Here is a 21,887-nt window from a genome sequence, read left to right as displayed (position 1 = left end):
CGCGTACTGTTGATCAGCGGATCGGCAAACCGCCTTCAACCTGTTGCTGCAACTCGCGCACCTGACGCTGCACCGTGCGCAGTTGCGCCTGGGCGGCCGTCTTCTGCGCCTGCAACGCGTTCGCCTGATCGCGGCCCTGCTTCTGCTGGTCCGCGACGAGTGCCTGCTGTTCGCGCGCGATGGCCAGATCCGCCTGGAGCCGGTTCGCATGATCCTGCGTGAGCGCGATCATGCGGTCCGTGAACGCCTTCTGCGCTTCAAGGCGCGTGCGGCGGATTTCCACTTCGGCAAGCTGCCCCGACTTCATCGCGAAGTCGCGATAGATCGCTTCAGCACGCGTCTCGTCGCTCGTCTTGATCACGCGCCAGAACGTCTTGTTCTGGAACAGCGTGACGTAGTACGTCATTTCCTTGCCGTAAAACAGCAAGCTCGCGCCATACGAGCCGTTGTACGTCGTACGCAACTCGGCGAGATCCGAACCTCGCAGCATCTGCTGCAGTTCGGCAACGTTGCCTGCGGCGTTCTGCTTCGCTTCATCCGGCGTGAGTACGCCTGGCTGGGTCGCTACGCTCGCTGCCGTAGGCAACGCAGCGGTTGCTACCTGCTCGTCCTGCACTGCGGGTGCGGCGGTGGTCTGTGCTACGGGCGCCGCTACTGCTGGATTGTCAGGCGGCGTCTGTGCGCAGCCCGTACCGATACCCCCGACTAACACCAGCACCGCCAAGGCGGTGCGACGAACTCTCCACTTGTAGTCCATGTAGTACCTGCTTTGAACAGTTCTAATTTTTACAAATCGGCACAATTATTACTCACTTTCACGTGTTTCGGGTCGCTCGTAGAAAATTTGCCGATTACGTATCTTTTCCCACAACACTTTGCGAGAAATTCCGAGGAATTGTGCGGTGTCCTTGCGCCGACGGCCGTTTTGGTCCAGCGCCACACAGAGCGGAAAGTGCGTTCGATCATGTCTCGCGAACGGCGGGCGCTGTGCCCCCGACGCAAACGGCACGTTTAGCCGCCAACCGGTTGTCGACCGGATGCGGCGCCCCGCAGCCGGACAAACTAGAGTGCCTTCTCTCAAACGCGCGCGATCCTTTCCAGTATCCTGCCCTCACCTTGCGGCGTGCCAGTCGCGCCGCATGGGCAGCATCGACATGACAAACAACATCAGTGGAGGAAGACATGAGCCGATTCATGGGACGCACGGCGCGCCGTGTCGCGCTTGCGAGCGCACTGCTGTGCAGCGCGCTCGCCGCGCACGCGCAGAGCGACACGCCTGTCGGCGTCTGGCAGACGATCGACGATCACACCGGCCAACCGAAGGCGCTCGTGCAGATCAGCGCCGACGCCAACGGTGATCTAAGTGGCAAGGTCATCAAGGGACTCAGCGCGAATGACCAGCCCGACCGGCGCTGCACGGCCTGCACCGACGCACGCAAGGACCAGTTGATCCTCGGCATGACGATCATCGACAGCATGAAGAAAACCGACGAAGGTTATGACGGCGGCCACATTCTCGACCCCGAGAACGGCAAGATCTACCGCTGCAAGATGCATACGGAAGACGGTGGCCAGAAACTCGTCGTGCGTGGCTATTTGGGCATTTCGCTGCTTGGCCGCTCGCAAACGTGGGTGCGCCAGCAGTGAACGGATTGAGCTAAGAACCGGCGCGCAAACCGCAAGGGAACCTGAGAGACGAAACCGGCCGAAGCGGGCACATGCGCCGCTTCGGCCGGAGTTTGATACGCGCTGGCGTTACGCCGTGTGACGATACACAGAGCGATAGTTGAATGGCTGCGATGGCGCGGACGCGGGCGCCACCGGTACGAACGGCGAATTGCGCGGCGTGTTGCGTGCCGCTTCCTGCCTGCGCGCCGCTTTTTCGGCGCGACTCACGTGCTTGCGCATGCGCGTTTCGATGGTGTCGCACAACGTCACGCCCTCTTCGCCGAACAATTCGCCCATCACGCGCTTGAGCACGCCATTGTCGTGCCAGGTCTTGAAGCGGCGATGGCAGGTTTGATACGAAGGGTAGCGGCGCGGCATGGCCGACCAGGTCGCGCCGCTATACATGATCCACAGTACGCCGTTGAGCACCGAGCGCGTGTTGGCAAGCGGCCGGCCGCGCAATTCGGTGCGCGGGCGCAGTTCGGGCAGGAGCAGCATCACGCGCTGCCATTCTTCGTCGGTAATATCGCGATGCGGGGTCATGGAGAGTCCTTTGTCAGAAGCTGTACCGACAAACGATATCCACTCGCCCTCGCCGTCCCTATCAGACGAGTCCGAATCTTGAAAAAGGTGCCGCAGCGCTATTTCGAGACTGGCCTGATGCCAGTGTGTCGCCGCGCATGCGCCCACAACCCGCACGCGCGGTGCGGGCGCCGTGCCGTCAGGTCAGCGCCGTATCGACAATGCGGCGCGGCGTTTCGAGATATTCCTTCGACTGCATTTCGACGATACGCGACACCGTGCGCGTGAACTCGTTGGCCATCGGGCCTTCCACGTAGAGTTCTTCGGGCGGCACGGCGGCCGACATCAACAGCTTGACCTTGTGGTCGTAGAACACGTCGATGAGCCACGTAAAGCGGCGCGCTTCGGACTGCATGCGCGGCGTCATCTGCGGGACGCCTGAGAGGATCACGGCGTGAAAGCGGCTCGCCAGTTCCAGATAATCGTTCTGCGAGCGCGGACCGCCGCACAGCGTCGCGAAATCGAACCACACCACGCCGTCGGCCTTGCGCAACGCCTTGAGTTCGCGCTTCTCGATGCGCAGTAGCGGGCTTTCGTCGGGCACGGCAGCAAGCTCTGCGAACGAGTGGCGCAACGCCTTGTCGGCAGCCGCGCCGAGCGGCGTGTGATAGACCTCGACCTGCGCCAGCGTGCGCTGCCGATAGTCGACGCCCGCGTCGACGTTGAGCACGTCGAGCTTGCTCTTGATCAGCTCGATCGCGGGCAGCATGCGGTCGCGATGCAGGCCATCGGGATAGAGCAGATCGGGATCGTAGTTGGACGTCATCACGAACTGCACGCCGTTCTCAAAGAGGCGGTCGAGCAGACGGTAGAGGATCATCGCATCGGCGATGTCCGAGACGTGGAATTCGTCGAAGCAGATCAGGCGATAACGCTTCGCAATGCGGCGCGCGAGTTCGTCGAGCGGATCGGCCTGGCCCTTGAGCTCTTCGAGCTCGCGGTGCACCTCGCGCATGAATTCGTGAAAGTGCAGACGCGTCTTGCGCTGCAGCGGCACCACCGCATAGAAGCTGTCCATCAGGAAGCTCTTGCCACGCCCGACACCGCCCCACATGTACACGCCGCGTGGCAGGTCCGGGTGAATCAGAAACTTCTTGAGCGCGTTCGAACGCCGCGACTTGTATGCCGCCCACTCGTCGTAGCACCGCTGCAGCCGGTCGATCGCGGCGCGTTGCGCCGTATCGGGCTTGTATCCCCGCTTCTGCAGTTCGTTTTCGTAGTATTCGGTGACGTTCATTTTGTGGGCCGCAAATGAGGAAAGGCGGGAGGGCAAACGCCCACCCGCCTCCGTACGTGATGCTGGTACATCGAGGCAGGGCGGCCAAAAAAGCCGGCCGCCCTGCCCCTGGCGCTCTTACATGTTGAGCGCGCGCTTGTCAGTCGCGAGTGCTGCTTCGCGCATGACTTCAGACAACGACGGGTGCGGATGGCAGATGCGGCCAATGTCTTCGGCGGCAGCCTTGAATTCCATCGCCACCACGGCTTCCGCGATCAGGTCCGATGCGTTGGCCGAGATGATGTGCACGCCGAGCAGCTCGTCGGTCTTGGCGTCGGCGATCATCTTCACGAAGCCGTCGGCCTTGTTGATGCCAAGCGCGCGGCCGTTCGCCATGAACGGGAACTGGCCCGTCTTGATGTCGCGGCCTTCGGCCTTGAGCTGCTGCTCCGTCTTGCCGACCCATGCGATTTCCGGTTCCGTGTAGATCACCCACGGAATGCAGTTGTAGTCGATATGCGGCTTCTGGCCGTCGATGATCTCGGCCACCAGCACGCCTTCGTCTTCGGCCTTGTGCGCGAGCATCGGGCCGCGCACCACGTCGCCGATCGCGTAGACGTTCGGCACGCTCGTGGCGCAGTGGTCGTCCACGTCGATGAAGCCGCGCTCGTTGGCCTTCAGGCCGATCGCTTCGAGACCGAGGTTATCGGTGTTCGGCACGCGGCCAACCGACACGATCAGGCGGTCGGCTTCGAGCACTTGCGCGTTGCCGTCCTTGTCCGTGTAGTTGATCGTGACATTCTTGTCCGTCGCCTTCACTTCACCGACCTTCACGCCAACGTGAATGTCGAGACCCTGCTTCTTGAAGAGCTTGGCGGCTTCCTTCGAGAGCGCAACGTCAGCCGCGCCGAGGAATTCCGGCAGCGCTTCGAGCACGGTCACTTCCGCGCCCAGACGACGCCACACCGAGCCCAGCTCCAGACCGATCACGCCGGCGCCGATCACGGCCAGCTTCTTCGGCACGGTGTCGAACGAGAGCGCGCCTTCGTTGTCGGCGACGATCTTGTTGTCGACCGGGATGCCCGGCAGATGACGCGCCTTCGAGCCCGTCGCGATGATCACGTTCTTCGCCGTGACGACTTCGGTTTCGCCTTCGCCGCTCACTTCGATCTGCACGCCGGCGTCGGTCTTGCCGGTGAACTTGCCGTGGCCCTTGAGCCACGTGATCTTGTTCTTGCGGAACAGGAACTCGATACCCTTCGTCATCTTCTCGACGATGCCTTCCTTGCGGGCGAGCATCTTCGCGACGTCGATCTTCACGTCGCCCACGCTGATGCCGTGGTCAACGAGGTGATGCTGGGCGTTCTCGAACTCTTCCGACGAGGCGAGCAGCGCCTTCGACGGAATGCAGCCGACGTTCAGGCACGTGCCGCCGAGCTTCAGCGCGCCGGCCGGGTTCTTCCATTTTTCGATACACGCAACCGACTTGCCGAGCTGGGCGGCGCGGATCGCCGCGATATAGCCGCCGGGGCCGGCGCCGATCACGACGACGTCAAATTCTTTGGACATGGTCATCCTTTCGAGACGTGAGCGCCAAGCGCGGTGTCCGGCTTCCGGAAACCGCGCGCGAGGCGCTCAGTGTGAGACTGGATGCGCGAGCAGGACGTGAGCCCTGGCTCGCGCTACAACGCGAATTACAGGTCGAGCAGCAGACGAGCCGGATCTTCCAGCGCGTCCTTCATTGCGACCAGCGACAGGACGGCTTCGCGGCCGTCGATGATGCGGTGGTCGTACGACATCGCGAGGTAGTTCATCGGGCGGATCACGATCTGGCCGTTCTCGACCACAGCGCGTTCCTTCGTGGCGTGCACGCCGAGGATCGCCGACTGCGGCGGGTTGATGATCGGGGTCGAGAGCATCGAGCCGAACACACCGCCGTTCGAGATCGAGAACGTACCACCCGTCATTTCTTCGATCGACAGCTTGCCGTCCTTGGCTTTCTGGCCGAATTCGGCGATCTTCTTCTCGATGTCGGCGAGGCTCATCTGGTCTGCGTTACGCAGGATGGGCACCACCAGACCACGCGGCGAGCCGACAGCGATACCGATGTCGAAGTAGCCGTGGTAGACGATGTCGTTGCCGTCGATCGACGCGTTGACGAGCGGGAACTTCTTGAGGGCGTGAACCGCAGCCTTCACGAAGAACGACATGAAGCCGAGCTTCACGCCGTGTTCCTTCTCGAACTTGTCCTTGTACTTGTTGCGCAGGTCCATGACCGGCGCCATGTTCACTTCGTTGAACGTCGTGAGGATGGCGTTGGTTTGCTGCGACTCGAGCAGACGCTCGGCGATACGCGCACGCAGACGCGACATCGGCACGCGCTGTTCCGGGCGGTCGTTGAGCCAGTTCGCAGCCGATGCCGGTGCGTTGACTTGCGGCAGCGAGGGCTTCGCAGCAGCAGCGGATTTGGCAGCCGGTGCAGCGGCCGGAGCGGCCTTCGGTGCGCCAGCGCCGAGCACGTCTTGCTTCGTGATGCGGCCGTCACGGCCCGTGCCGGCGACGTCGCCGCCCGACAGACCCTTTTCCGCCATCAGCTTCGACGCTGCGGGCGATGCCACGGTGCTGCTGGCCGTCGATGCGGCGACAGCAGCAGCCGGTGCGGCTGCGGGAGCCGCGGCAGCAGCCGGAGCGGCAGCGGCTGCGGGCGCTGCAGCGGCGCCAGCCTTGGCTTCCGTGTCGATCTTTGCGATCACCTGTTCGCTCTCGACGGTTGCGCCGTCGCCAACGAGGATCTCGGCCAGCACGCCGGCTGCCGGCGCGGGCACTTCGAGCACGACTTTATCGGTTTCGATCTCGATGACGACTTCGTCCTGAGCGATCGCTTCGCCCGGCTTCTTCTTCCACTGCAGCATCGTGCCTTCCGACACCGACTCCGAAAACTGCGGGACCTTCACTTCTACGATAGCCATGTGATTTTCCTGAATACTTTTTCGGGGACATCCCCGTATGACGAACCGGGTCGCGCACTTGAGCGCGGGAAAGCGTGCCTTGAATTCACACGCTTTCCCGGTTCGGTTGCTCTAGTGCTTACTTCGCGACCTGCGCGCCCTTCAGGCGGCCGAATGCACCTTCGATCAGCGTCTTCTGCTGCTCGTAGTGCTTCGCGTAGTAGCCAACAGCCGGCGATGCGGAAGCAGGACGGCCGCTGTACGCGAGCTTCATGCCTTCCTTCATGCCTTCCTTCAGGTGGTGCTCGATGTAGAACCACGGGCCCTGATTCTGCGGCTCGTCCTGCACCCACACCACTTCGGTCGCGTTGTCGTACTTCTTCAGCTCCGCTTCGAACTGCTTGTGCGCGAACGGATAGAGCTGTTCGATACGGATGATCGCGACGTCGTTCGCCTTCGCTTCGCGGCGGTGCGCGACGAGGTCGAAGTACACGCGGCCCGAGCAGGCCACCACGCGCTTGACCTTCTTCGCGTCGATGCTTTCGTCCACTTCGCCGATGACCGGCTGGAACGTGCCCTTCGCGAGTTCGGACAGATCCGACACAGCTTCCTTGTGACGCAGCAGCGACTTCGGCGTGAAGATGATGAGCGGCTTGCGGAACAGGCGGATCATCTGGCGGCGCAGCACGTGGAAGATCTGAGCCGGCGTGGTCGGCTGAACGACCTGCATGTTGTGCTCGGCGCACAGCTGCAGGAAACGCTCGATACGCGCCGACGAGTGCTCCGGACCCTGGCCTTCGTAGCCGTGCGGCAGCAGCATCGTGAGACCCGAAACGCGGCCCCACTTCACTTCGCCCGACGAGATGAATTGGTCGATCACGACCTGCGCACCGTTGACGAAGTCGCCGAACTGGCCTTCCCACGCGACGAGCGTGTTCGGCTCAGCGGTCGAGTAGCCGTATTCGAAGCCGAGCACGGCCTCTTCCGACAGCACCGAGTCGATCACCGTGAACTGCGCCTGGTTCTCGCCGATGTTTTGCAGCGGCACGTACGTGCCATCGTCCCAACGCTCGCGGTTCTGGTCGTGCAGAACGGCGTGGCGGTGCGTGAACGTGCCGCGGCCCGAGTCCTGGCCCGTCAGGCGCACTGCGTAGCCCGAAGCGACCAGCGACGCGAACGCGAGGTGTTCGCCCATGCCCCAGTCGAGCTTCGCTTCGCCCTTGCCCATCGCGCGGCGGTCGTTGATGACGCGCTCGACCAGCGGGTGAACCTTGAAGTTCTCGGGGATCGTGGTGATGCGCTCAGCCAGACGCTTGAGTTCGGCGAGCGGCACTGCCGTGTCGGCAGCGTCGGTCCACTTGCGGTTCAGGAACGGAACCCAGTCCACCGCGTACTTGCTCTTGTAGTTCGAGAGCACGGGGTCGACCGTGTGGTGGCCTTCGTCCATCGCGGCGCGGTAGGCCTTGACGTAGTTGTCGCCGTCTTCCGCCGTGATCACGCCCTGCTGCACGAGCTTCTCGGCGTACAGCGCACGGGTGCCCGGGTGCTTCGCGATCGTCTTGTACATCAGCGGCTGCGTGACAGCCGGCGTGTCCTGCTCGTTGTGGCCGAGCTTGCGGAAGCAGATGATGTCGACCACGACATCCTTGTGGTACTGCATGCGGAAATCGACCGCGAGCTGGATCGCCAGCACGACCGCTTCCGGATCGTCGCCGTTCACGTGCAGCACCGGCGCTTCGATCATCTTGACCACGTCGGTACAGTACAGCGTCGAACGCGCGTCGCGCGGGTCCGAGGTCGTGAAGCCGATCTGGTTGTTGATGACGATGTGCAGCGTGCCGTGCGTGCCGTAACCGCGCGTTTGCGCGAGGTTCAGCGTTTCCATCACGACGCCCTGGCCTGCGAAGGCCGCGTCGCCGTGGATCTGCACCGGCAGCACCTGCAGGCCGTCTGCATCGCCGCGGCGATCCATACGGGCCTTCGCCGAACCCTCGACCACCGGGTTGACGATTTCGAGGTGCGACGGGTTGAACGCGAGCGACAGGTGGACCGGGCCGCCTTCGGTTGCGACGTCCGACGAGAAGCCCTTGTGGTACTTCACGTCGCCAGCCGGCAGGTCGTCGACGTGCTTGCCTTCGAATTCGGCGAACAGGTCGGCCGGCATCTTGCCGAGCGTATTGACCAGCACGTTCAGACGGCCACGGTGGGCCATGCCGATGACGATTTCCTGCACGCCCTTCGCGCCGGCGTGACGGACGACTTCGTCCATCGCGGCGATGAAGGACTCGCCGCCTTCGAGCGAGAAGCGCTTCTGGCCGACGTACTTGGTGTGCAGGAAGCGCTCGAGGCCTTCGGCGGCCGTCAGGCGCTGCAGGATGTGCTTCTTCTTGTCGTTCGAGAAGCTCGGCGTCGAGCGGATCGACTCGAGACGCTCCTTCCACCAGCGCTTTTGTTCAGGATCGCTGATGTACATGTACTCGGCGCCGATCGTGCCGCAGTACGTGTCGCGCAGCGCCTTGACGATCTCGCGCAGCGTCGCGCGCTCAAACCCGAAATACAGGTTCGTGGCGCTGAACGTCTGGTCCATGTCGGCTTCGGTGAAGTCGTAGAACGCAGGTTCGAGTTCGGGAATAGGCGGGCGCTCGCGACGCTTCAGCGGATCCAGATTGGCCCACTGCGAGCCCAGGAAGCGATATGCGCCGATGAGGGACTGAACGTAGACTTGCTTGCGAGCCGTTGCGAGGTCTTCGCCGCCACCCTTGGGGACGAATGCATTGGCTTTTGCGCGCTGGGCAAACGACTCGACGATCGGCCCGTGGGCGATGTCGTTGTCGGTCGTGCCACTCGACGACGGCACGTTTTGCAGTGCGTCGAAGTATTCACGCCATTGGTCCGGAACGGACGCAGGGTTGTCAAGATATGCTTCGTATAGCTCTTCGACATACGGAGCATTGCCGCCGAACAAATAGGAGTTCAGCTGGAATTGCTTCATCGTTTCCGACATTTACGCTCACCTTTCTTCGAGTTTCTCGAGAAATAGCGGGTTACTCAACCTTCCGCGCCACGGCCTGACCGTTTAGCGGATTGCGAATCAAGTCTGCTTGGAAGGACCTAAATCATGCATCCGCGGAGTATAGCGCATATGCGCATCTCGCCACAGGATGCAATGCGACCGAACACCACGCGGGAACCCTATTTATATGGGCTCTTGCGGCATTCGCAATGCTCTCTTCCCGCAGCGCAATGCAATCCCCGCCAGACGCAAAAAAGCCGCCCATCAAGCGGCGGCTTTTCTGTGAGTCTGTTTGCATTGCAGTGCGGCAAAAAAGCAATAAACCTGCAAATTACTCGGCAGCGCCTTCGCGGCTCGCGCGGCGACGCTCGTGTTCCTTCAGGTGACGCTTGCGCAGACGGATCGACTGCGGCGTGACTTCCACGAGTTCGTCGTCGTCGATGAATTCCACTGCGTATTCGAGCGACATCTGGATCGGCGGCACGAGGCGCACGGCTTCGTCGGTGCCCGAGGCGCGCACGTTGGTGAGCTGCTTGCCCTTGATCGGGTTCACGACGAGGTCGTTGTCGCGGCTATGGATACCGATGATCATGCCTTCATACAGCGCGTCGCCCGGCTTCACGAACATGCGGCCGCGATCCTGCAGCTTCCACAGTGCGTAGGCGACAGCTGCGCCGTCGTCCTGCGAGATCAGCACGCCGTTGCGGCGCTCGCCGAGCGTACCGTCCTTGACCGGACCGTAAGCGTCGAACACGTGGCTCATCAGGCCCGTGCCGCGCGTGAGCGTCATGAACTCGCCCTGGAAGCCGATCAGGCCACGCGCCGGAATACGGTACTCAAGACGCGTGCGGCCGCGGCCGTCCGAAGCCATGTCGAGCATTTCGCCCTTGCGGCGGCCCAGCTCTTCCATCACACCGCCCTGGTGGGCGTCTTCGACGTCCACGGTCAGCATTTCGTACGGCTCCTGCTTCACGCCGTCGACTTCGTGCAGCACCACGCGCGGACGCGACACGGCCAGCTCGTAACCTTCGCGGCGCATGTTTTCGATCAGGATCGTGAGGTGCAGCTCGCCACGGCCCGAGACCTCGAACGTGGTTTCGTCGCCCGTGTCCTTCACGCGCAGCGCAACGTTGTGGTTCAGTTCCTTCGTGAGACGGTCGCGGATCTGGCGGCTCGTCACGAACTTGCCTTCGCGGCCGGCGAGCGGCGACGAGTTCACGAGGAAGTTCATCGTGAGCGTCGGCTCGTCCACCGTGATCATCGGCAGCGCTTCGGGCGTGTCGACCGCGCAGATCGTGGCGCCAATGCCGATGTCTTCAATACCGTTGATCAGCACGATGTCGCCGGCTTCAGCCGATTCGACCTGCACGCGCTCGAGGCCGCTGAACGACAGCACCTGGTTGATCTTGCGGTTCATCACCTCGCCTTCCGGGCCGAAGCGCAGCGCCACCGGCTGACCCGGCTTGATGCGGCCGCGCTTGATGCGGCCCACGCCGATACGGCCGACATAGGTCGAGTAGTCGAGCGAGGTGATCTGGAGCTGCAGCGGGCCTTCCGGATCCGCATCGCGAACCGGCACGTATTCGAGCACGGCGTCGAAGAGGGGACGCATGTCGCCTTCGCGCGCGTCCGGCGACAGCGAAGCGTAGCCGTTCAGGCCCGAGGCGTAGACAACCGGGAAGTCGAGCTGTTCTTCGGTCGCGCCGAGCTTGTCGAAAAGGTCGAACGTCTGGTTGATCACCCAGTCGATACGCGCGCCCGGACGGTCGATCTTGTTGACGACGACGATCGGCTTGAGGCCGAGCGCCAGCGCCTTCTTGGTCACGAAGCGCGTTTGCGGCATCGGGCCTTCGACGGCGTCGACGAGCAGCAGCACCGAGTCGACCATCGAGAGCACGCGCTCGACTTCACCGCCGAAGTCGGCGTGACCCGGGGTGTCGACGATGTTGATGTGGGTACCTTCGTACTCGACCGCGCAGTTCTTCGAAAGAATCGTGATACCACGCTCTTTTTCGATGTCGTTCGAGTCCATCACGCGCTCGGCGACCTGCTGGTTGTCACGGAACGTGGCAGTCTGACGGAGGAGCTGGTCGACGAGCGTGGTCTTGCCGTGGTCGACGTGGGCAATGATGGCGATGTTGCGAAGAGCGCGGGACATAGGAACCTGGGTACAGTTGAGTGCGCCGCGCATGCCCTGCTGGCAGGCCCGGCAAGGGCGCGCGGCCGCCGCTTCGAGCCGCGCCGGACGACTGTCTTGGACGATCGCCGGCGGGTCAATTCAGCATCGCTGCAATGACGCACTTTGGGAACCTGAAAGTATAGCACGCGCAGATGAATTGATCTCGCGCATATCAGGGAGCACCCTGGATCGGGTTGGCCAGCGTCGCACCCGCGCAACGCATGCGATGAGAGAAACCCGCGGAACCGGCGCGCCGCCGGCCCCGCATTTTCCCATGCCCGCGGGGCCGGATTAAGCCCCTACTCCGCAAAGGTTTCTCGGCAAAGGCAGAATAAACCTTGCCGCGTCAACTAACCGCCCCTATAATTCCTGCCTGGTCAACCATTGCAGTCGCAGCAGAATCTCATGACGGATCCGACTCCCACGCCCCCGCCCGAAGTTCGCGACTACGACCTTGGCGAGAGCGTCGGCTACCTGATCTCGCGGGTGAAATCGACGATGTCGAACATGGTCACCCAGCGCGCCGTTGCCGAACTCGGCGTAACGAGCCAGCAGGCCAGCATCCTGTTCATGGTGGCGACCGGCAAATGCACGCTCGCCGCCGAACTCGCCCGCGAGTACGGCATCGACGCGAGCGCCGTCACGCGGCTCGTCGACCGGCTGGAGAAGCGCGGGCTCCTGAAGCGCGTGCGCAGCTCCGAAGACCGCCGTGCGGTGCGCCTCGCGCTCACGCCCGAAGGCCTTGCCATCGCCGCGCGCATGCCGGCGATTTTCCGCAGCGTCACGGAGCATCTCTCAGCCGGATTCACGCCTGAGGAGGTCGGTTTCCTGAAGAGCATGTTGCGACGGATTCTTTCGAATAGCTGCGAAGCTAGCCAGAATTCGAGCCCGAATTCGCCCGAGAATTGATGACGGGGCAAGCAAATTTGAAATCGCCGAACAAGAAAATAGCTGCATCGTCCAGTATCACCACACACTCTCACGCATCGAGACGAGCAATGAAATCCCAAACCGAGTTTGCGCCAGTTCCGGCCGTGCGGGCGCTGTCCTGCCGGGCGGCGGTCGCCGCCGCGGTCGCGGCGCTCGCCCTTTCGGGTTGCGCGAACTACATCGGCATCAAGAGCGACAAGGCCATCGATCAGCCGCAGCAGTTCGAAAGCTCGCAAAGCATTCCGGCGCAAGGCGGCCAGTGGCCCTCGCTCGACTGGGCGAACCAGTTCGGCGACCCGCAACTGCCCAAGCTGATCGACGAGGCGCTCGAAGGCAGCCCGACCATCGCTCAGGCGCAGGCGCGCCTGGCCAAGGCTTCGTCGTACATCGAAACCTCGCGCTCGGCGCTCTTTCCGAAGGCCAACCTGAGCTATTCGTGGACCCGCGAGCTGTACTCGGCCAACGCCCTTTTTCCGCCCCCGTACGGCGGCACCTGGTATAGCGAGAACAACGTGCTCGCCAGCGCCTCGTGGGATCTGGACCTCTGGGGCAAGAACCGCCAGCGCCTCGCGCAAGCCGTGTCCGCGCAGCGCGCCGCCGAGGCGGACATGCAGCAGGCGCGCATCACGCTCGCCTCCTCGGTCGCGCGCACGTACAACCAGCTCGCCCAGCTTTATGAGCTGCGCGCCATCGCCGTGCACGAGATCGACAACCGCAAGACCATCGGCACGATCACGAACGGCCGCGTGGTGGCGGGGCTCGACACCAACGTCGAGAAGCAGACGGCGAACGGCAACATCGCGACGAGCCAGGCCAACCTCTCGCAAATCGACGGCCAGATCGAAACGACGCGCTACCAGCTCGGCGCGCTGCTCGGCAAGGGCCCGGACCGCGGCCTGCAGATCGCGCAGCCGGTGCTCAATCCGGTTGCCAACGTCGCGCTGCCCGACAATCTGCCCGCCGACCTGCTCGCGCGCCGCCCCGACATCGTCGCCGCGCGCTGGCAAGTCGAAGCCGCGATGCACGACGTCAAGGAAGCCAAGGCCGAGTTCTACCCCGACGTGAACCTCGCGGCCGGTTTCGGCTTCGATGCGTTCGGCTGGGGCAAATTCCTGAACTTCACGAGCCGGCAGGCGCAGTTCGGGCCGGCCGTGCATCTGCCGCTCTTCGACGCGGGCGCGCTGCGTGCGCAGCTGAAGGGCCGCTACGCCGACTTCGAGCTCGATGTGGCGAACTACAACCAGACGCTCATCGGCGCGTTCCAGGACGTGGCGACCGACGTGTCGACGATCCGCTCGGCCGACAAGCAGCTCGTGGACGCGGATCGCGCGCTCGACGCTTCGACCAAAGCCTGGCAGCTCGCCGTGATCCGCTACAAGGCGGGTCTCTCCGAGCAGCTTCAGGTGCTCACCGCCGACCAGAACCGCCTCGCTGCGGAGCAGACGGTGTCGAACCTGAAGGCGCAGCGCCGCGACCAGCAGATGGCGCTCATCAAGTCGCTTGGCGGCGGCTTCGAAGCGCAAGGCGCGGGGCTCACGCCGCCGGCCGAAGTCGGCAGCGAAGCACGCGGCCAAAGCGACGTGAACGGCGCACCGTGGCGCGGTACGCGCTCGCCGCAGAACGCGGCGGCATCGACGAGCGCGGCAAACGCCGCGCCCACGCCGAATTGAGCGCCAGGCAGCACACGAACATCAAAAACTGAACGAACAGCACGCAAGCATCCGGAGATCCTTCCATGAGCACCCCCCAGCAGCCGGCGGCCCCGCAGCCGAACGCGAACAGCGGCAAGCGCAAGCGCATGATGACGCTGCTTGTCCTCGTGATCGTGATTGCAGCCGTTGCCTACGGCCTCTACTACTTCCTCGTCGCGCGCTTTACCGAAAGCACGGACGACGCCTATGTGAACGGCAACGTCGTGCAGATCACGCCGCAGGTCACCGGCACGGTGATCGCACTGAAAGCGGACGACACCCAAACCGTGAACGTCGGCGACCCGCTCGTGCTGCTCGACCCGGCCGACGCGCGCGTCACGCTCGAGCAGACTGAGGCGCAACTCGCGCAAACAGTACGCCAGGTGCGCGGCCTCTTCGCCGACGACAGCCAGTACGAAGCGCAAGTCGCGGTTCGCCAGGCCGACCTCTCGCGCGCGCAGGACGACCTGCGCCGCCGCATGCAGGTCGCGCAGACCGGCGCCGTCTCGCAGGAAGAGATTTCGCACGCCCGCGACGCCGTGCGCAGCGCCGAAGCCGCGCTCGAAGCCGCCCAGCAGCAGCTCGCCGCGAACCGCGCGCTGACCGCGAACACGACGATTGCCAATCACCCGAACGTGGAAGCCGCCGCCGCCAAGGTGCGCGACGCCTATCTGGCGAACGCACGCAACACGCTGCCCGCGCCGGTCACCGGCTACGTGGCCAAGCGCACGGTGCAGGTGGGCCAGCGCGTCTCGCCGGGCAATCCGCTCATGTCGGTGGTGCCGCTGAACTCGCTGTGGGTCGACGCCAACTTCAAGGAAGTGCAGCTCAAGCACATGCGCATCGGCCAGGCGGTCGAAATGACGGCCGACGTGTATGGCTCGTCGGTGGTCTATCACGGCAAGGTGGTGGGCTTCTCGGCGGGCACGGGTTCGGCGTTCTCGCTCTTGCCCGCGCAGAACGCCACGGGTAACTGGATCAAGGTGGTGCAGCGTCTGCCGGTGCGTATCTCGCTCGATCCGGAAGACCTCCAGAAGCATCCGCTGCGTATCGGCCTCTCGATGCAGGTGGACGTGAACATCCGCAACGATTCGGGCACGCAGCTCGGCAACGCGCAGAACACCGTGTACGAGACCGATGTGTTCGCCAAGTACGGCGCAGAAGCCGATGCGGAGATCGCGCGCATCATCGCCGAAAACGCCGGCCCGAATGCGCACAAGGCAGCCAGCAACGCGGGCAACAGCGCGAGCGGCAACGCAGCCGCCAAGGCGCAGGTGTCGTCCGCTCATGCGGCGAAAGCCGGCGCAAAAGGCTGATTGAAGCCCTGCTAAAAGCACTCGCAAACACCGGCGCGGGCTGATCCTCAGCCCGCGCCGCTTCGTTTCGCGTGCCCGCCAACAGGTCAACAGGAAAGGACGCAATGGCAGCACCACAACAACCCGTCGCGCATCCCCCGCTGCAGGGCGCGCAACTCGTGATCGGCACGATCGCGGTGTCGCTCGCGGTGTTCATGAACGTGCTCGACACCTCGATCGCGAACGTGTCGATCCCGTCGATCTCGGGCGACCTCGGCGTGTCGTCGGACCAGGGCACGTGGGTCATCACCTCGTTCGCGGTGGCCAACGCGATCTCAGTGCCGCTCACGGGCTGGCTCACCGACCGTGTCGGCCAGGTACGCCTCTTCATGGCGTCGATCATCCTGTTCGTGATCTCGTCGTGGCTGTGCGGGCTCGCGCCCACGCTACCCTTCCTGCTCGCCTCGCGCGTGCTGCAAGGCGCCGTGGCCGGCCCGATGATCCCGCTTTCGCAAACGCTGCTGCTCGCGAGCTATCCGCGCGCGAAGGCGCCCATGGCGCTCTCGATGTGGTCGATGACCACACTGATCGCGCCGGTGGCCGGTCCGATTCTCGGCGGCTGGATCTCCGACAACATCTCGTGGCCGTGGATCTTCTACGTGAACATCCCGGTCGGCATCGTGGCCGCGTTCGCGACGTGGGCGATCTTCCGCAACCGCGATTCGGTCGTGAAGAAGGCGCCGATCGACGGCGTGGGTCTCGCGCTGCTCATCATCTGGGTGGGCTCGCTGCAGGTGATGCTCGACAAGGGCAAGGACCTCGACTGGTTCTCGTCGACCACGGTCGTCGTGCTCGCGCTCACCGCGATCATCGCATTTGCTTTCTTCGTGGTATGGGAGCTGACCGCCGATCACCCCGTGGTCGACCTGTCACTGTTCGCGCGGCGCAATTTCACGGGCGGCACGATCGCGCTTTCGGTGGGCTACGGCCTGTATTTCGGCAACCTCGTGCTACTGCCGCTGTGGCTGCAGACCGACATCGGCTACACCGCCACCGACGCGGGTCTCGTGATGGCGCCGGTGGGCTTCTTCGCGATTCTGCTTTCGCCGATCACGGGGAAGATCCTGCCGCGCACCGACCCGCGCTATATCGCGACCACGGCGTTCATCGTGTTCGCGCTGTGCTTCTGGATGCGTTCGCGCTACACCACGGGCGTGGACACCTGGGCGCTCACGCTGCCTACGCTGATCCAGGGCATCGGCATGGCGGGCCTCTTCATTCCGCTCGTGTCGATCACGCTTTCGGGTCTGCCGGGCCATCGCATTCCGGCGGCCTCGGGCCTGTCGAACTTCGTGCGGATCATGTGCGGCGGTATCGGCACCTCGATCTTCGAAACGGCGTGGGATCACCGCACGACGTTTCACCATGCACGCCTGACCGAAGTGGCAACGCCGACCAATCCGGTCTTCAACCAGTCGATGCAGCAGTTCCAGGGCGCAGGTCTCGATCCTTCCCAGGCGCACGGGCTCTTCGACCGGATGCTCTCGCAGCAGGCCGCGCAACTCGGTGTGAACGATCTGTTCTGGATTTCCTCGGTGATTTTCATCGTGCTGATCGCGCTCATCTGGATCACGCGGCCCGAACGTTCAGGCGGTGCGGACGCGGGTGCGGCGGCTTCGGCGGCGCATTGAGGCTCATGCGTTAGCGCTTGCCGCTGTCCATAGCAAAACGGCACGTCCGGTTGTTCACCGGCGTGCCGTTTTTGTTGGTGCGCCCGAGGCGCGATTCGAGTTCGCTCAGGCCGCGCCGCTCACGACCAGCCGCTCCGGCGCAAGCACGCCGTTCGCGGCCTTCGCCACGCCGAGCAAGCGCCCATCTTCCGCATACACACGCACGCGTTCGGCCGCTTCGCAAGCCGCGCGATCGAGCACCAGCTCGTTGAGCGGCAGGCGCTGGCCGTGCATGAAGCGGCGCGCCGCCTCTTCATTGAGCGTCAAGGCGGGAAACGTGGAAAGCAGCGCGTCGACAGGTTGCAGCCAGGTGTCGCGCTCGGGCTCGTCAGCGGCGGTGAGCGCTTCGAGCGTCACCGCATGCTCGAGCGTGAGCGCGCCCACACCCGTACGCCGCAGCATCACGAGATGCGCACCGCAGCCCAGCGCCTCGCCGATATCCTCGGCCAGCGTGCGGACGTACGTGCCCTTGCTGCACGTCACGCGAAACGTGACCTCAGGCGTCTCGGGAAGCGCGCATGCGATCATCTCCAGCGCAAGAATCTTTACCTCGCGCCCTTCGCGCTCGACCGTCTGCCCCGCACGCGCGTATTCGTAGAGCGGCTTGCCGTCGCGCTTGAGCGCCGAATACATGGGCGGCACCTGCACGATGTCGCCGAGAAAGCGCGCCATCGCTTCACGCACTGCGGCTTCGTCGCAGGCGACCTCGCGCGTTTCGACCGCCTCGCCTTCGGCGTCGCCCGTTGCCGTGCGAATGCCGAGGCGCATGGTCGCTTCATACGTCTTGTCGGCTTCGAGCAGATCCTGCGAAAACTTGGTCGCTTCGCCAAAGCACAGCGGCAGCAAGCCCGACGCGAGCGGATCGAGCGTGCCGGTGTGGCCTGCCTTCTTCACGCGATAAAGCCGCTTCGCGCGAATCAGCGCGTCGTTGCTGGAGAGGCCAACGGGCTTGTCGAGCAGCAGCACGCCGTCTAGCAGGCGGCGCGGCACCTTGGGTGGGGCCGCCTTAGGTCGGGCCGCGTCAGGTCGCGGCGCGCCCTGATTCTGTTTCGATGATGCAGTCATTGCCCGCGTCAGTCGTCCTTCGCGCGCGTCGCGTTCGCCTCGTCGATGAGGCGCGACATCTCGACACCCTTCTCGACCGACTGGTCATAGTGGAAATGCAGCGTCGGCACCGTATGAATGTGCAGGCGCTTGAAGAGCTGGTTGTGCAGGTGGCCGGCGGCGTGGTTGAGCGCTTCCTGCGTGGTCTTCGGGTCGCCCGTGAGGGTCGTGAAGTAGACCTTGGCGTGCGCGTAGTCGGGCGTGAGTTCCACGCTCTGGATCGTCACGAGCCCGACTCGCGGGTCCTTCACTTCGCGCATCAGCTCAGACAGATCACGCTGGATCTGGTCCGCGATCTGCACGTTGCGATTCGGGGAGGTACGTTTTTTCGGCATGATGGTTCCACCTCTTGATCTACGAGGCATTCAGGCGGCGTTGCGTCCATAACGGCGCACACACGGCCGCACAAAAACAAAACGGGCGGGGCTGGCCAGCGCCTGCCCCGCCCGTTATCGGCAAACCCGCGGCGAACCGCGGCAAGCGAGCCGCCCGAAGGCCGGCCCGCAGGCGTCGCTGTATTACAGCGTACGCGCGACTTCGGTGATCTCGAACACTTCGAACTGGTCGCCTTCGACGATGTCGTTGAAGTTCTTGATCGACATACCGCACTCGAAGCCTTGCTTGACTTCCTTGACGTCGTCCTTGAAGCGCTTGAGCGAGTCGAGTTCGCCGGTATGGATGACCACGTTGTTGCGAATCACGCGCACCGACGACGAACGCTTGACGAAACCGTCCGTGATCATACAACCCGCGATCAGGCCGACCTTCGGCACGCGGATCACCTGACGCACCTCGGCCATACCCGTCACCGTCTCGCGCTTCTCCGGCGCGAGCATGCCGGACATCGCCGCCTTCACCTCATCCACTGCGTCATAGATGATGTTGTAGTAGCGGATGTCGATGCCGTTCGCCTCGGCCACCTTACGCGCCTGCGCATCTGCACGCGTATTGAAGCCGATGATGACCGCCTTCGAAGCCGTTGCCAGGTTGACGTCCGACTCGCTGATCGCACCGACCGCGCTGTGCACGATCTGCACGCGCACTTCGCTGGTCGACAGTTTGAGCAGCGATTGCACCAGCGCTTCCTGCGAACCCTGCACGTCCGCCTTGACGATGAGCGGCAGGTTCTGCACTTCGCCCTCGCCCATCTGCTCGAGCATGTTTTCGAGCTTCGCGGCCTGCTGCTTCGCGAGCTTGACGTCGCGGAACTTGCCTTGACGGAACATGGCGATTTCACGCGCCTTGCGATCGTCCGGCAGCACGATGACTTCTTCGCCCGCGCCCGGCACTTCCGAGAGACCCTGAATTTCGACCGGGATCGACGGGCCGGCTTCCTTCGTGGGCTTGCCCGTTTCGTCGAGCATGGCGCGCACGCGGCCGTAGGCGCTACCTGCCAGTACGACGTCGCCGCGATTAAGCGTACCCGACTGGACGAGAATCGTGGCAACCGGACCCTTGCCCTTGTCGAGCTTCGCTTCAATGACGATGCCCTTGGCCGGTGCTTCGACCGGTGCCTTCAGTTCCAGCACTTCGGCTTGCAGCAGCACGTTTTCGAGCAGATCGTCGATGCCCGCGCCGGTCTTCGCCGACACCGGCACGAACGGCGAGTCGCCGCCGTACTCTTCCGGCACGACGCCTTCCGCCACGAGCTCCTGCTTCACGCGCTCGGGGTTCGCATCGGGCTTGTCGATCTTGTTGATCGCCACGACGAGCGGCACGCCCGCAGCCTTCGCGTGCGAGATCGCTTCCTTCGTCTGCGGCATCACGCCGTCGTCGGCCGCGACCACCAGAATGACGATGTCGGTTGCCTTCGCACCACGAGCACGCATGGCCGTAAAGGCCTCGTGACCCGGCGTGTCGAGGAACGTGATGACGCCACGCGGCGTTTCGACGTGGTATGCGCCGATGTGCTGCGTAATGCCGCCGGCTTCGCCCGCTGCAACCTTGGCGCGGCGGATGTAGTCGAGCAGCGAGGTCTTGCCGTGGTCGACGTGACCCATGACGGTGACGACCGGCGGACGCGGCAGTTGCTCTGCGTCCGTACCCGTGGCCTGGCCTTCGACCAGCAGCGCTTCCGGATCGTCGAGCTTCGCGGCAACCGCACGGTGGCCGAGTTCCTCGACGATGATCATCGCCGTTTCCTGGTCGAGCATCTGGTTGATGGTGACCATCTGGCCCATCTTCATCATCGCCTTGATGACTTCCGATGCCTTCACGGACATCTTGTGCGCGAGGTCGGCCACCGTGATGGTTTCCGGTACATGCACTTCACGCACGATCGGCTCGGTCGGCGCCTGGAACGTCGAAGCGTCCTGGTGACGGCCACGGCCCTTCGGGCCACCGCGCCAGCCGCGATCCACGCCGCCCGACGAGTCGCCGCGCGTCTTGATGCCACGGCGCTTGGCCGCGTCGTCCTGCCAGCCGCCCTTGCCTGCGCCCGGCTTCTTGTTGCGGTCGCCCGCGCCTGCACCCGGCGCGCTCGTCGAAGGCGCGGCCGTCGTGGCCGGCTTCTTCGCCGCGGCGCCTGCACCGCCGGCCGGACGCGCCGGCGCACCTTCCGGACGCGCCGGCTTGTGCAGCGTGCCCTTGGCCTCAGCGGGCTTGGGCGGCTCGACCGGCTTGGGCGGCTCGGGCGCCTTCACCTGCGCCTTGCGCGGCGTGTTCATCATTTCGCGAATCGCGCGCGCTTCGGCTTCGGCAGCCGCACGGCGGCGAGCGATCTCGTCCTGTTCTTTCTGCGCCTTTTCGGCGGCTTCGCGTGCGGCGACTTCGGCCTTCTGGGCCGCTTCGCGTTGCGCGGCGCGCTCGGCTGCGGCGCGCTGTTCTTCCTGCTGGTCCTGCTGTTGCTTCACTTCTTTGGCTTCCGCTTCGGCATTACGCTGCGCGGCCACGGCCTGAGCGGCCAGTTCGCGAGCGGCGGCGTCGGCCGCTGCCTTCTTCTTTGCAGCTTCTTCTTCGGCACGGCGGCGCTCGGCCTCGGCGGCCTCTTCACGCGCGCGGCGCTCGGACTCTTCACGCGCGAGCAGTTCCTGGCGCTCCTTGAGCTCCAAGGCCTGACGCTCGAGCAGTTCTGCCTCGCGGCGCGCTTCTTCCTCGCGGCGCTGCAGCTCCGCCTCTTCGGCGGCAGCGGCTGCGTCGGCGGCATGATTCGATGCCTCCGCCTCACCGGCGGACTCGTCGCGGCGGACGAACGTGCGCTTCTTGCGCACCTCGACCTGAATGGTGCGAGCCTTACCCGTCGAATCGGACTGCTTGATTTCCGACGTATGCCGTTTCGTCAGCGTGATCTTGCGCTTGTCTGCATCAGTCGAGCCGTGAGACTTGCGCAAGTGGTCGAGCAGACGCGCCTTGTCCGTTTCGGACAAGGAGTCGGCTTCGCTCGCTTTCGTGACGCCCGCCGCCTGCAGCTGCTCCAGCAGCACGCCGGCAGGCATCTTCAGTTCCGCGGCAAATTGGGCTACGTTGTTACTCGCCATTCATTCCTCTTAATGCAAGGACCGATTCCTTGCGGTTGACATCGGGTCATGCGGC

16 protein-coding genes are annotated in these 21,887 nt (G+C 64.1%); 5 read left to right on the top strand and 11 right to left on the bottom strand.

Translation table 11 applies throughout. The annotated features are described in order from the left end of the window. Positions 1-13: 13 nt before the first annotated feature. Together U5A57_RS24585 and U5A57_RS24580 are read right to left on the bottom strand one after the other, a co-directional pair. Positions 14-757, bottom strand: coding sequence for a DUF2968 domain-containing protein (locus tag U5A57_RS24585; protein ID WP_321914237.1), 744 nt, complete (start codon positions 755-757; stop codon positions 14-16). Between the two features lie 48 nt (positions 758-805). Further along, positions 806-940 carry a helix-turn-helix domain-containing protein gene (locus U5A57_RS24580; protein WP_415765887.1) on the bottom strand — a complete coding sequence of 45 codons (135 nt, stop codon included), beginning with the start codon at positions 938-940 and terminating at the stop codon, positions 806-808. Between the two features lie 254 nt (positions 941-1,194). On the opposite strand from U5A57_RS24580, the gene U5A57_RS24575 reads away from it, so the two are divergent. After that, the gene (locus tag U5A57_RS24575) at positions 1,195-1,647 is read left to right on the top strand and encodes a DUF2147 domain-containing protein (RefSeq protein ID WP_415774658.1); all 453 of its coding nucleotides are present in this window, start codon (positions 1,195-1,197) and stop codon (positions 1,645-1,647) included. 108 nt (positions 1,648-1,755) lie between these two features. Here U5A57_RS24575 and U5A57_RS24570 read toward each other — a convergent pair whose 3' ends face one another. The 6 genes from U5A57_RS24570 to typA all read right to left on the bottom strand — a co-directional run bounded on the left by U5A57_RS24570 (position 1,756) and on the right by typA (position 11,585). After that, entirely contained in the window at positions 1,756-2,211 is a 456-nt protein-coding gene (locus U5A57_RS24570; protein WP_321914235.1) for a transposase, read from the bottom strand. 178 nt (positions 2,212-2,389) lie between these two features. Next, positions 2,390-3,487, bottom strand: coding sequence for a cell division protein ZapE (zapE, locus tag U5A57_RS24565; RefSeq protein WP_233881726.1), 1,098 nt, complete (start codon positions 3,485-3,487; stop codon positions 2,390-2,392). A gap of 117 nt (positions 3,488-3,604) precedes the next feature. Next, positions 3,605-5,035: a dihydrolipoyl dehydrogenase gene (gene lpdA / locus U5A57_RS24560; RefSeq protein ID WP_321914234.1), complete on the bottom strand. Its 1,431-nt coding sequence runs from the start codon at positions 5,033-5,035 to the stop codon at positions 3,605-3,607. A gap of 125 nt (positions 5,036-5,160) precedes the next feature. Continuing rightward, positions 5,161-6,435 (bottom strand): 2-oxoglutarate dehydrogenase complex dihydrolipoyllysine-residue succinyltransferase, encoded by a 1,275-nt coding sequence (gene odhB, locus U5A57_RS24555; protein ID WP_321914233.1) that lies wholly within the window; start codon positions 6,433-6,435, stop codon positions 5,161-5,163. Positions 6,436-6,553: 118 nt separating this feature from the next. Then, positions 6,554-9,418, bottom strand: coding sequence for a 2-oxoglutarate dehydrogenase E1 component (locus U5A57_RS24550; protein WP_321914232.1), 2,865 nt, complete (start codon positions 9,416-9,418; stop codon positions 6,554-6,556). 340 nt (positions 9,419-9,758) lie between these two features. Continuing rightward, positions 9,759-11,585 (bottom strand): translational GTPase TypA, encoded by a 1,827-nt coding sequence (typA, locus tag U5A57_RS24545; RefSeq protein ID WP_321914231.1) that lies wholly within the window; start codon positions 11,583-11,585, stop codon positions 9,759-9,761. A 426-nt stretch (positions 11,586-12,011) separates the two neighbouring features. Between typA and U5A57_RS24540 the strand changes: the two genes are divergently transcribed. The 4 genes from U5A57_RS24540 to U5A57_RS24525 all read left to right on the top strand — a co-directional run bounded on the left by U5A57_RS24540 (position 12,012) and on the right by U5A57_RS24525 (position 17,213). Continuing rightward, on the top strand, positions 12,012-12,515 hold the full coding sequence (locus U5A57_RS24540; protein WP_321914230.1) for a MarR family winged helix-turn-helix transcriptional regulator: 504 nt from the start codon (positions 12,012-12,014) through the stop codon (positions 12,513-12,515). Between the two features lie 89 nt (positions 12,516-12,604). Continuing rightward, positions 12,605-14,206 carry an efflux transporter outer membrane subunit gene (locus tag U5A57_RS24535; protein WP_321914229.1) on the top strand — a complete coding sequence of 534 codons (1,602 nt, stop codon included), beginning with the start codon at positions 12,605-12,607 and terminating at the stop codon, positions 14,204-14,206. Positions 14,207-14,271: 65 nt separating this feature from the next. Then, positions 14,272-15,543, top strand: coding sequence for an EmrA/EmrK family multidrug efflux transporter periplasmic adaptor subunit (locus U5A57_RS24530; protein ID WP_321914228.1), 1,272 nt, complete (start codon positions 14,272-14,274; stop codon positions 15,541-15,543). Between the two features lie 104 nt (positions 15,544-15,647). Then, on the top strand, positions 15,648-17,213 hold the full coding sequence (locus tag U5A57_RS24525; protein ID WP_321914227.1) for a DHA2 family efflux MFS transporter permease subunit: 1,566 nt from the start codon (positions 15,648-15,650) through the stop codon (positions 17,211-17,213). Positions 17,214-17,318: 105 nt separating this feature from the next. On the opposite strand, the gene truB is transcribed toward U5A57_RS24525, so the two are convergent. The 3 genes from truB to infB all read right to left on the bottom strand — a co-directional run bounded on the left by truB (position 17,319) and on the right by infB (position 21,832). Then, positions 17,319-18,317, bottom strand: a complete 999-nt coding sequence (gene truB, locus U5A57_RS24520) for a tRNA pseudouridine(55) synthase TruB (RefSeq protein WP_321914226.1) — start codon at positions 18,315-18,317, stop codon at positions 17,319-17,321. 8 nt (positions 18,318-18,325) lie between these two features. Beyond that, positions 18,326-18,691: a 30S ribosome-binding factor RbfA gene (gene rbfA, locus U5A57_RS24515; protein WP_158758004.1), complete on the bottom strand. Its 366-nt coding sequence runs from the start codon at positions 18,689-18,691 to the stop codon at positions 18,326-18,328. A 183-nt stretch (positions 18,692-18,874) separates the two neighbouring features. Beyond that, positions 18,875-21,832 (bottom strand): translation initiation factor IF-2, encoded by a 2,958-nt coding sequence (gene infB / locus U5A57_RS24510; protein ID WP_321914225.1) that lies wholly within the window; start codon positions 21,830-21,832, stop codon positions 18,875-18,877. Positions 21,833-21,887 lie beyond the last annotated feature (55 nt).

The sequence above is a fragment of the Paraburkholderia sp. J11-2 genome, from assembly GCF_905220185.1.
GTDB lineage: Bacteria > Pseudomonadota > Gammaproteobacteria > Burkholderiales > Burkholderiaceae > Paraburkholderia.
The sequence above is the reverse complement of the archived record's forward strand: the minus strand, read 5'-3'. Positions and strand labels throughout refer to the sequence as shown.

Bases quoted from the DNA above. Each gene is read 5' to 3' on its own strand.
- U5A57_RS24585 (WP_321914237.1), bottom strand. From the start codon at position 757: ATGGACTACAAGTGGAGAGTTCGTCGCACCGCCTTGGCGGTGCTGGTG.
- U5A57_RS24575 (WP_415774658.1), top strand. From the start codon at position 1,195: ATGGGACGCACGGCGCGCCGTGTCGCGCTTGCGAGCGCACTGCTGTGC.
- U5A57_RS24570 (WP_321914235.1), bottom strand. From the start codon at position 2,211: ATGACCCCGCATCGCGATATTACCGACGAAGAATGGCAGCGCGTGATG.
- zapE (WP_233881726.1), bottom strand. From the start codon at position 3,487: ATGAACGTCACCGAATACTACGAAAACGAACTGCAGAAGCGGGGATAC.
- lpdA (WP_321914234.1), bottom strand. From the start codon at position 5,035: ATGTCCAAAGAATTTGACGTCGTCGTGATCGGCGCCGGCCCCGGCGGC.
- odhB (WP_321914233.1), bottom strand. From the start codon at position 6,435: ATGGCTATCGTAGAAGTGAAGGTCCCGCAGTTTTCGGAGTCGGTGTCG.
- U5A57_RS24550 (WP_321914232.1), bottom strand. From the start codon at position 9,418: ATGTCGGAAACGATGAAGCAATTCCAGCTGAACTCCTATTTGTTCGGC.
- typA (WP_321914231.1), bottom strand. From the start codon at position 11,585: ATGTCCCGCGCTCTTCGCAACATCGCCATCATTGCCCACGTCGACCAC.
- U5A57_RS24540 (WP_321914230.1), top strand. From the start codon at position 12,012: ATGACGGATCCGACTCCCACGCCCCCGCCCGAAGTTCGCGACTACGAC.
- U5A57_RS24535 (WP_321914229.1), top strand. From the start codon at position 12,605: ATGAAATCCCAAACCGAGTTTGCGCCAGTTCCGGCCGTGCGGGCGCTG.
- U5A57_RS24530 (WP_321914228.1), top strand. From the start codon at position 14,272: ATGAGCACCCCCCAGCAGCCGGCGGCCCCGCAGCCGAACGCGAACAGC.
- U5A57_RS24525 (WP_321914227.1), top strand. From the start codon at position 15,648: ATGGCAGCACCACAACAACCCGTCGCGCATCCCCCGCTGCAGGGCGCG.
- truB (WP_321914226.1), bottom strand. From the start codon at position 18,317: ATGACTGCATCATCGAAACAGAATCAGGGCGCGCCGCGACCTGACGCG.
- rbfA (WP_158758004.1), bottom strand. From the start codon at position 18,691: ATGCCGAAAAAACGTACCTCCCCGAATCGCAACGTGCAGATCGCGGAC.
- infB (WP_321914225.1), bottom strand. From the start codon at position 21,832: ATGGCGAGTAACAACGTAGCCCAATTTGCCGCGGAACTGAAGATGCCT.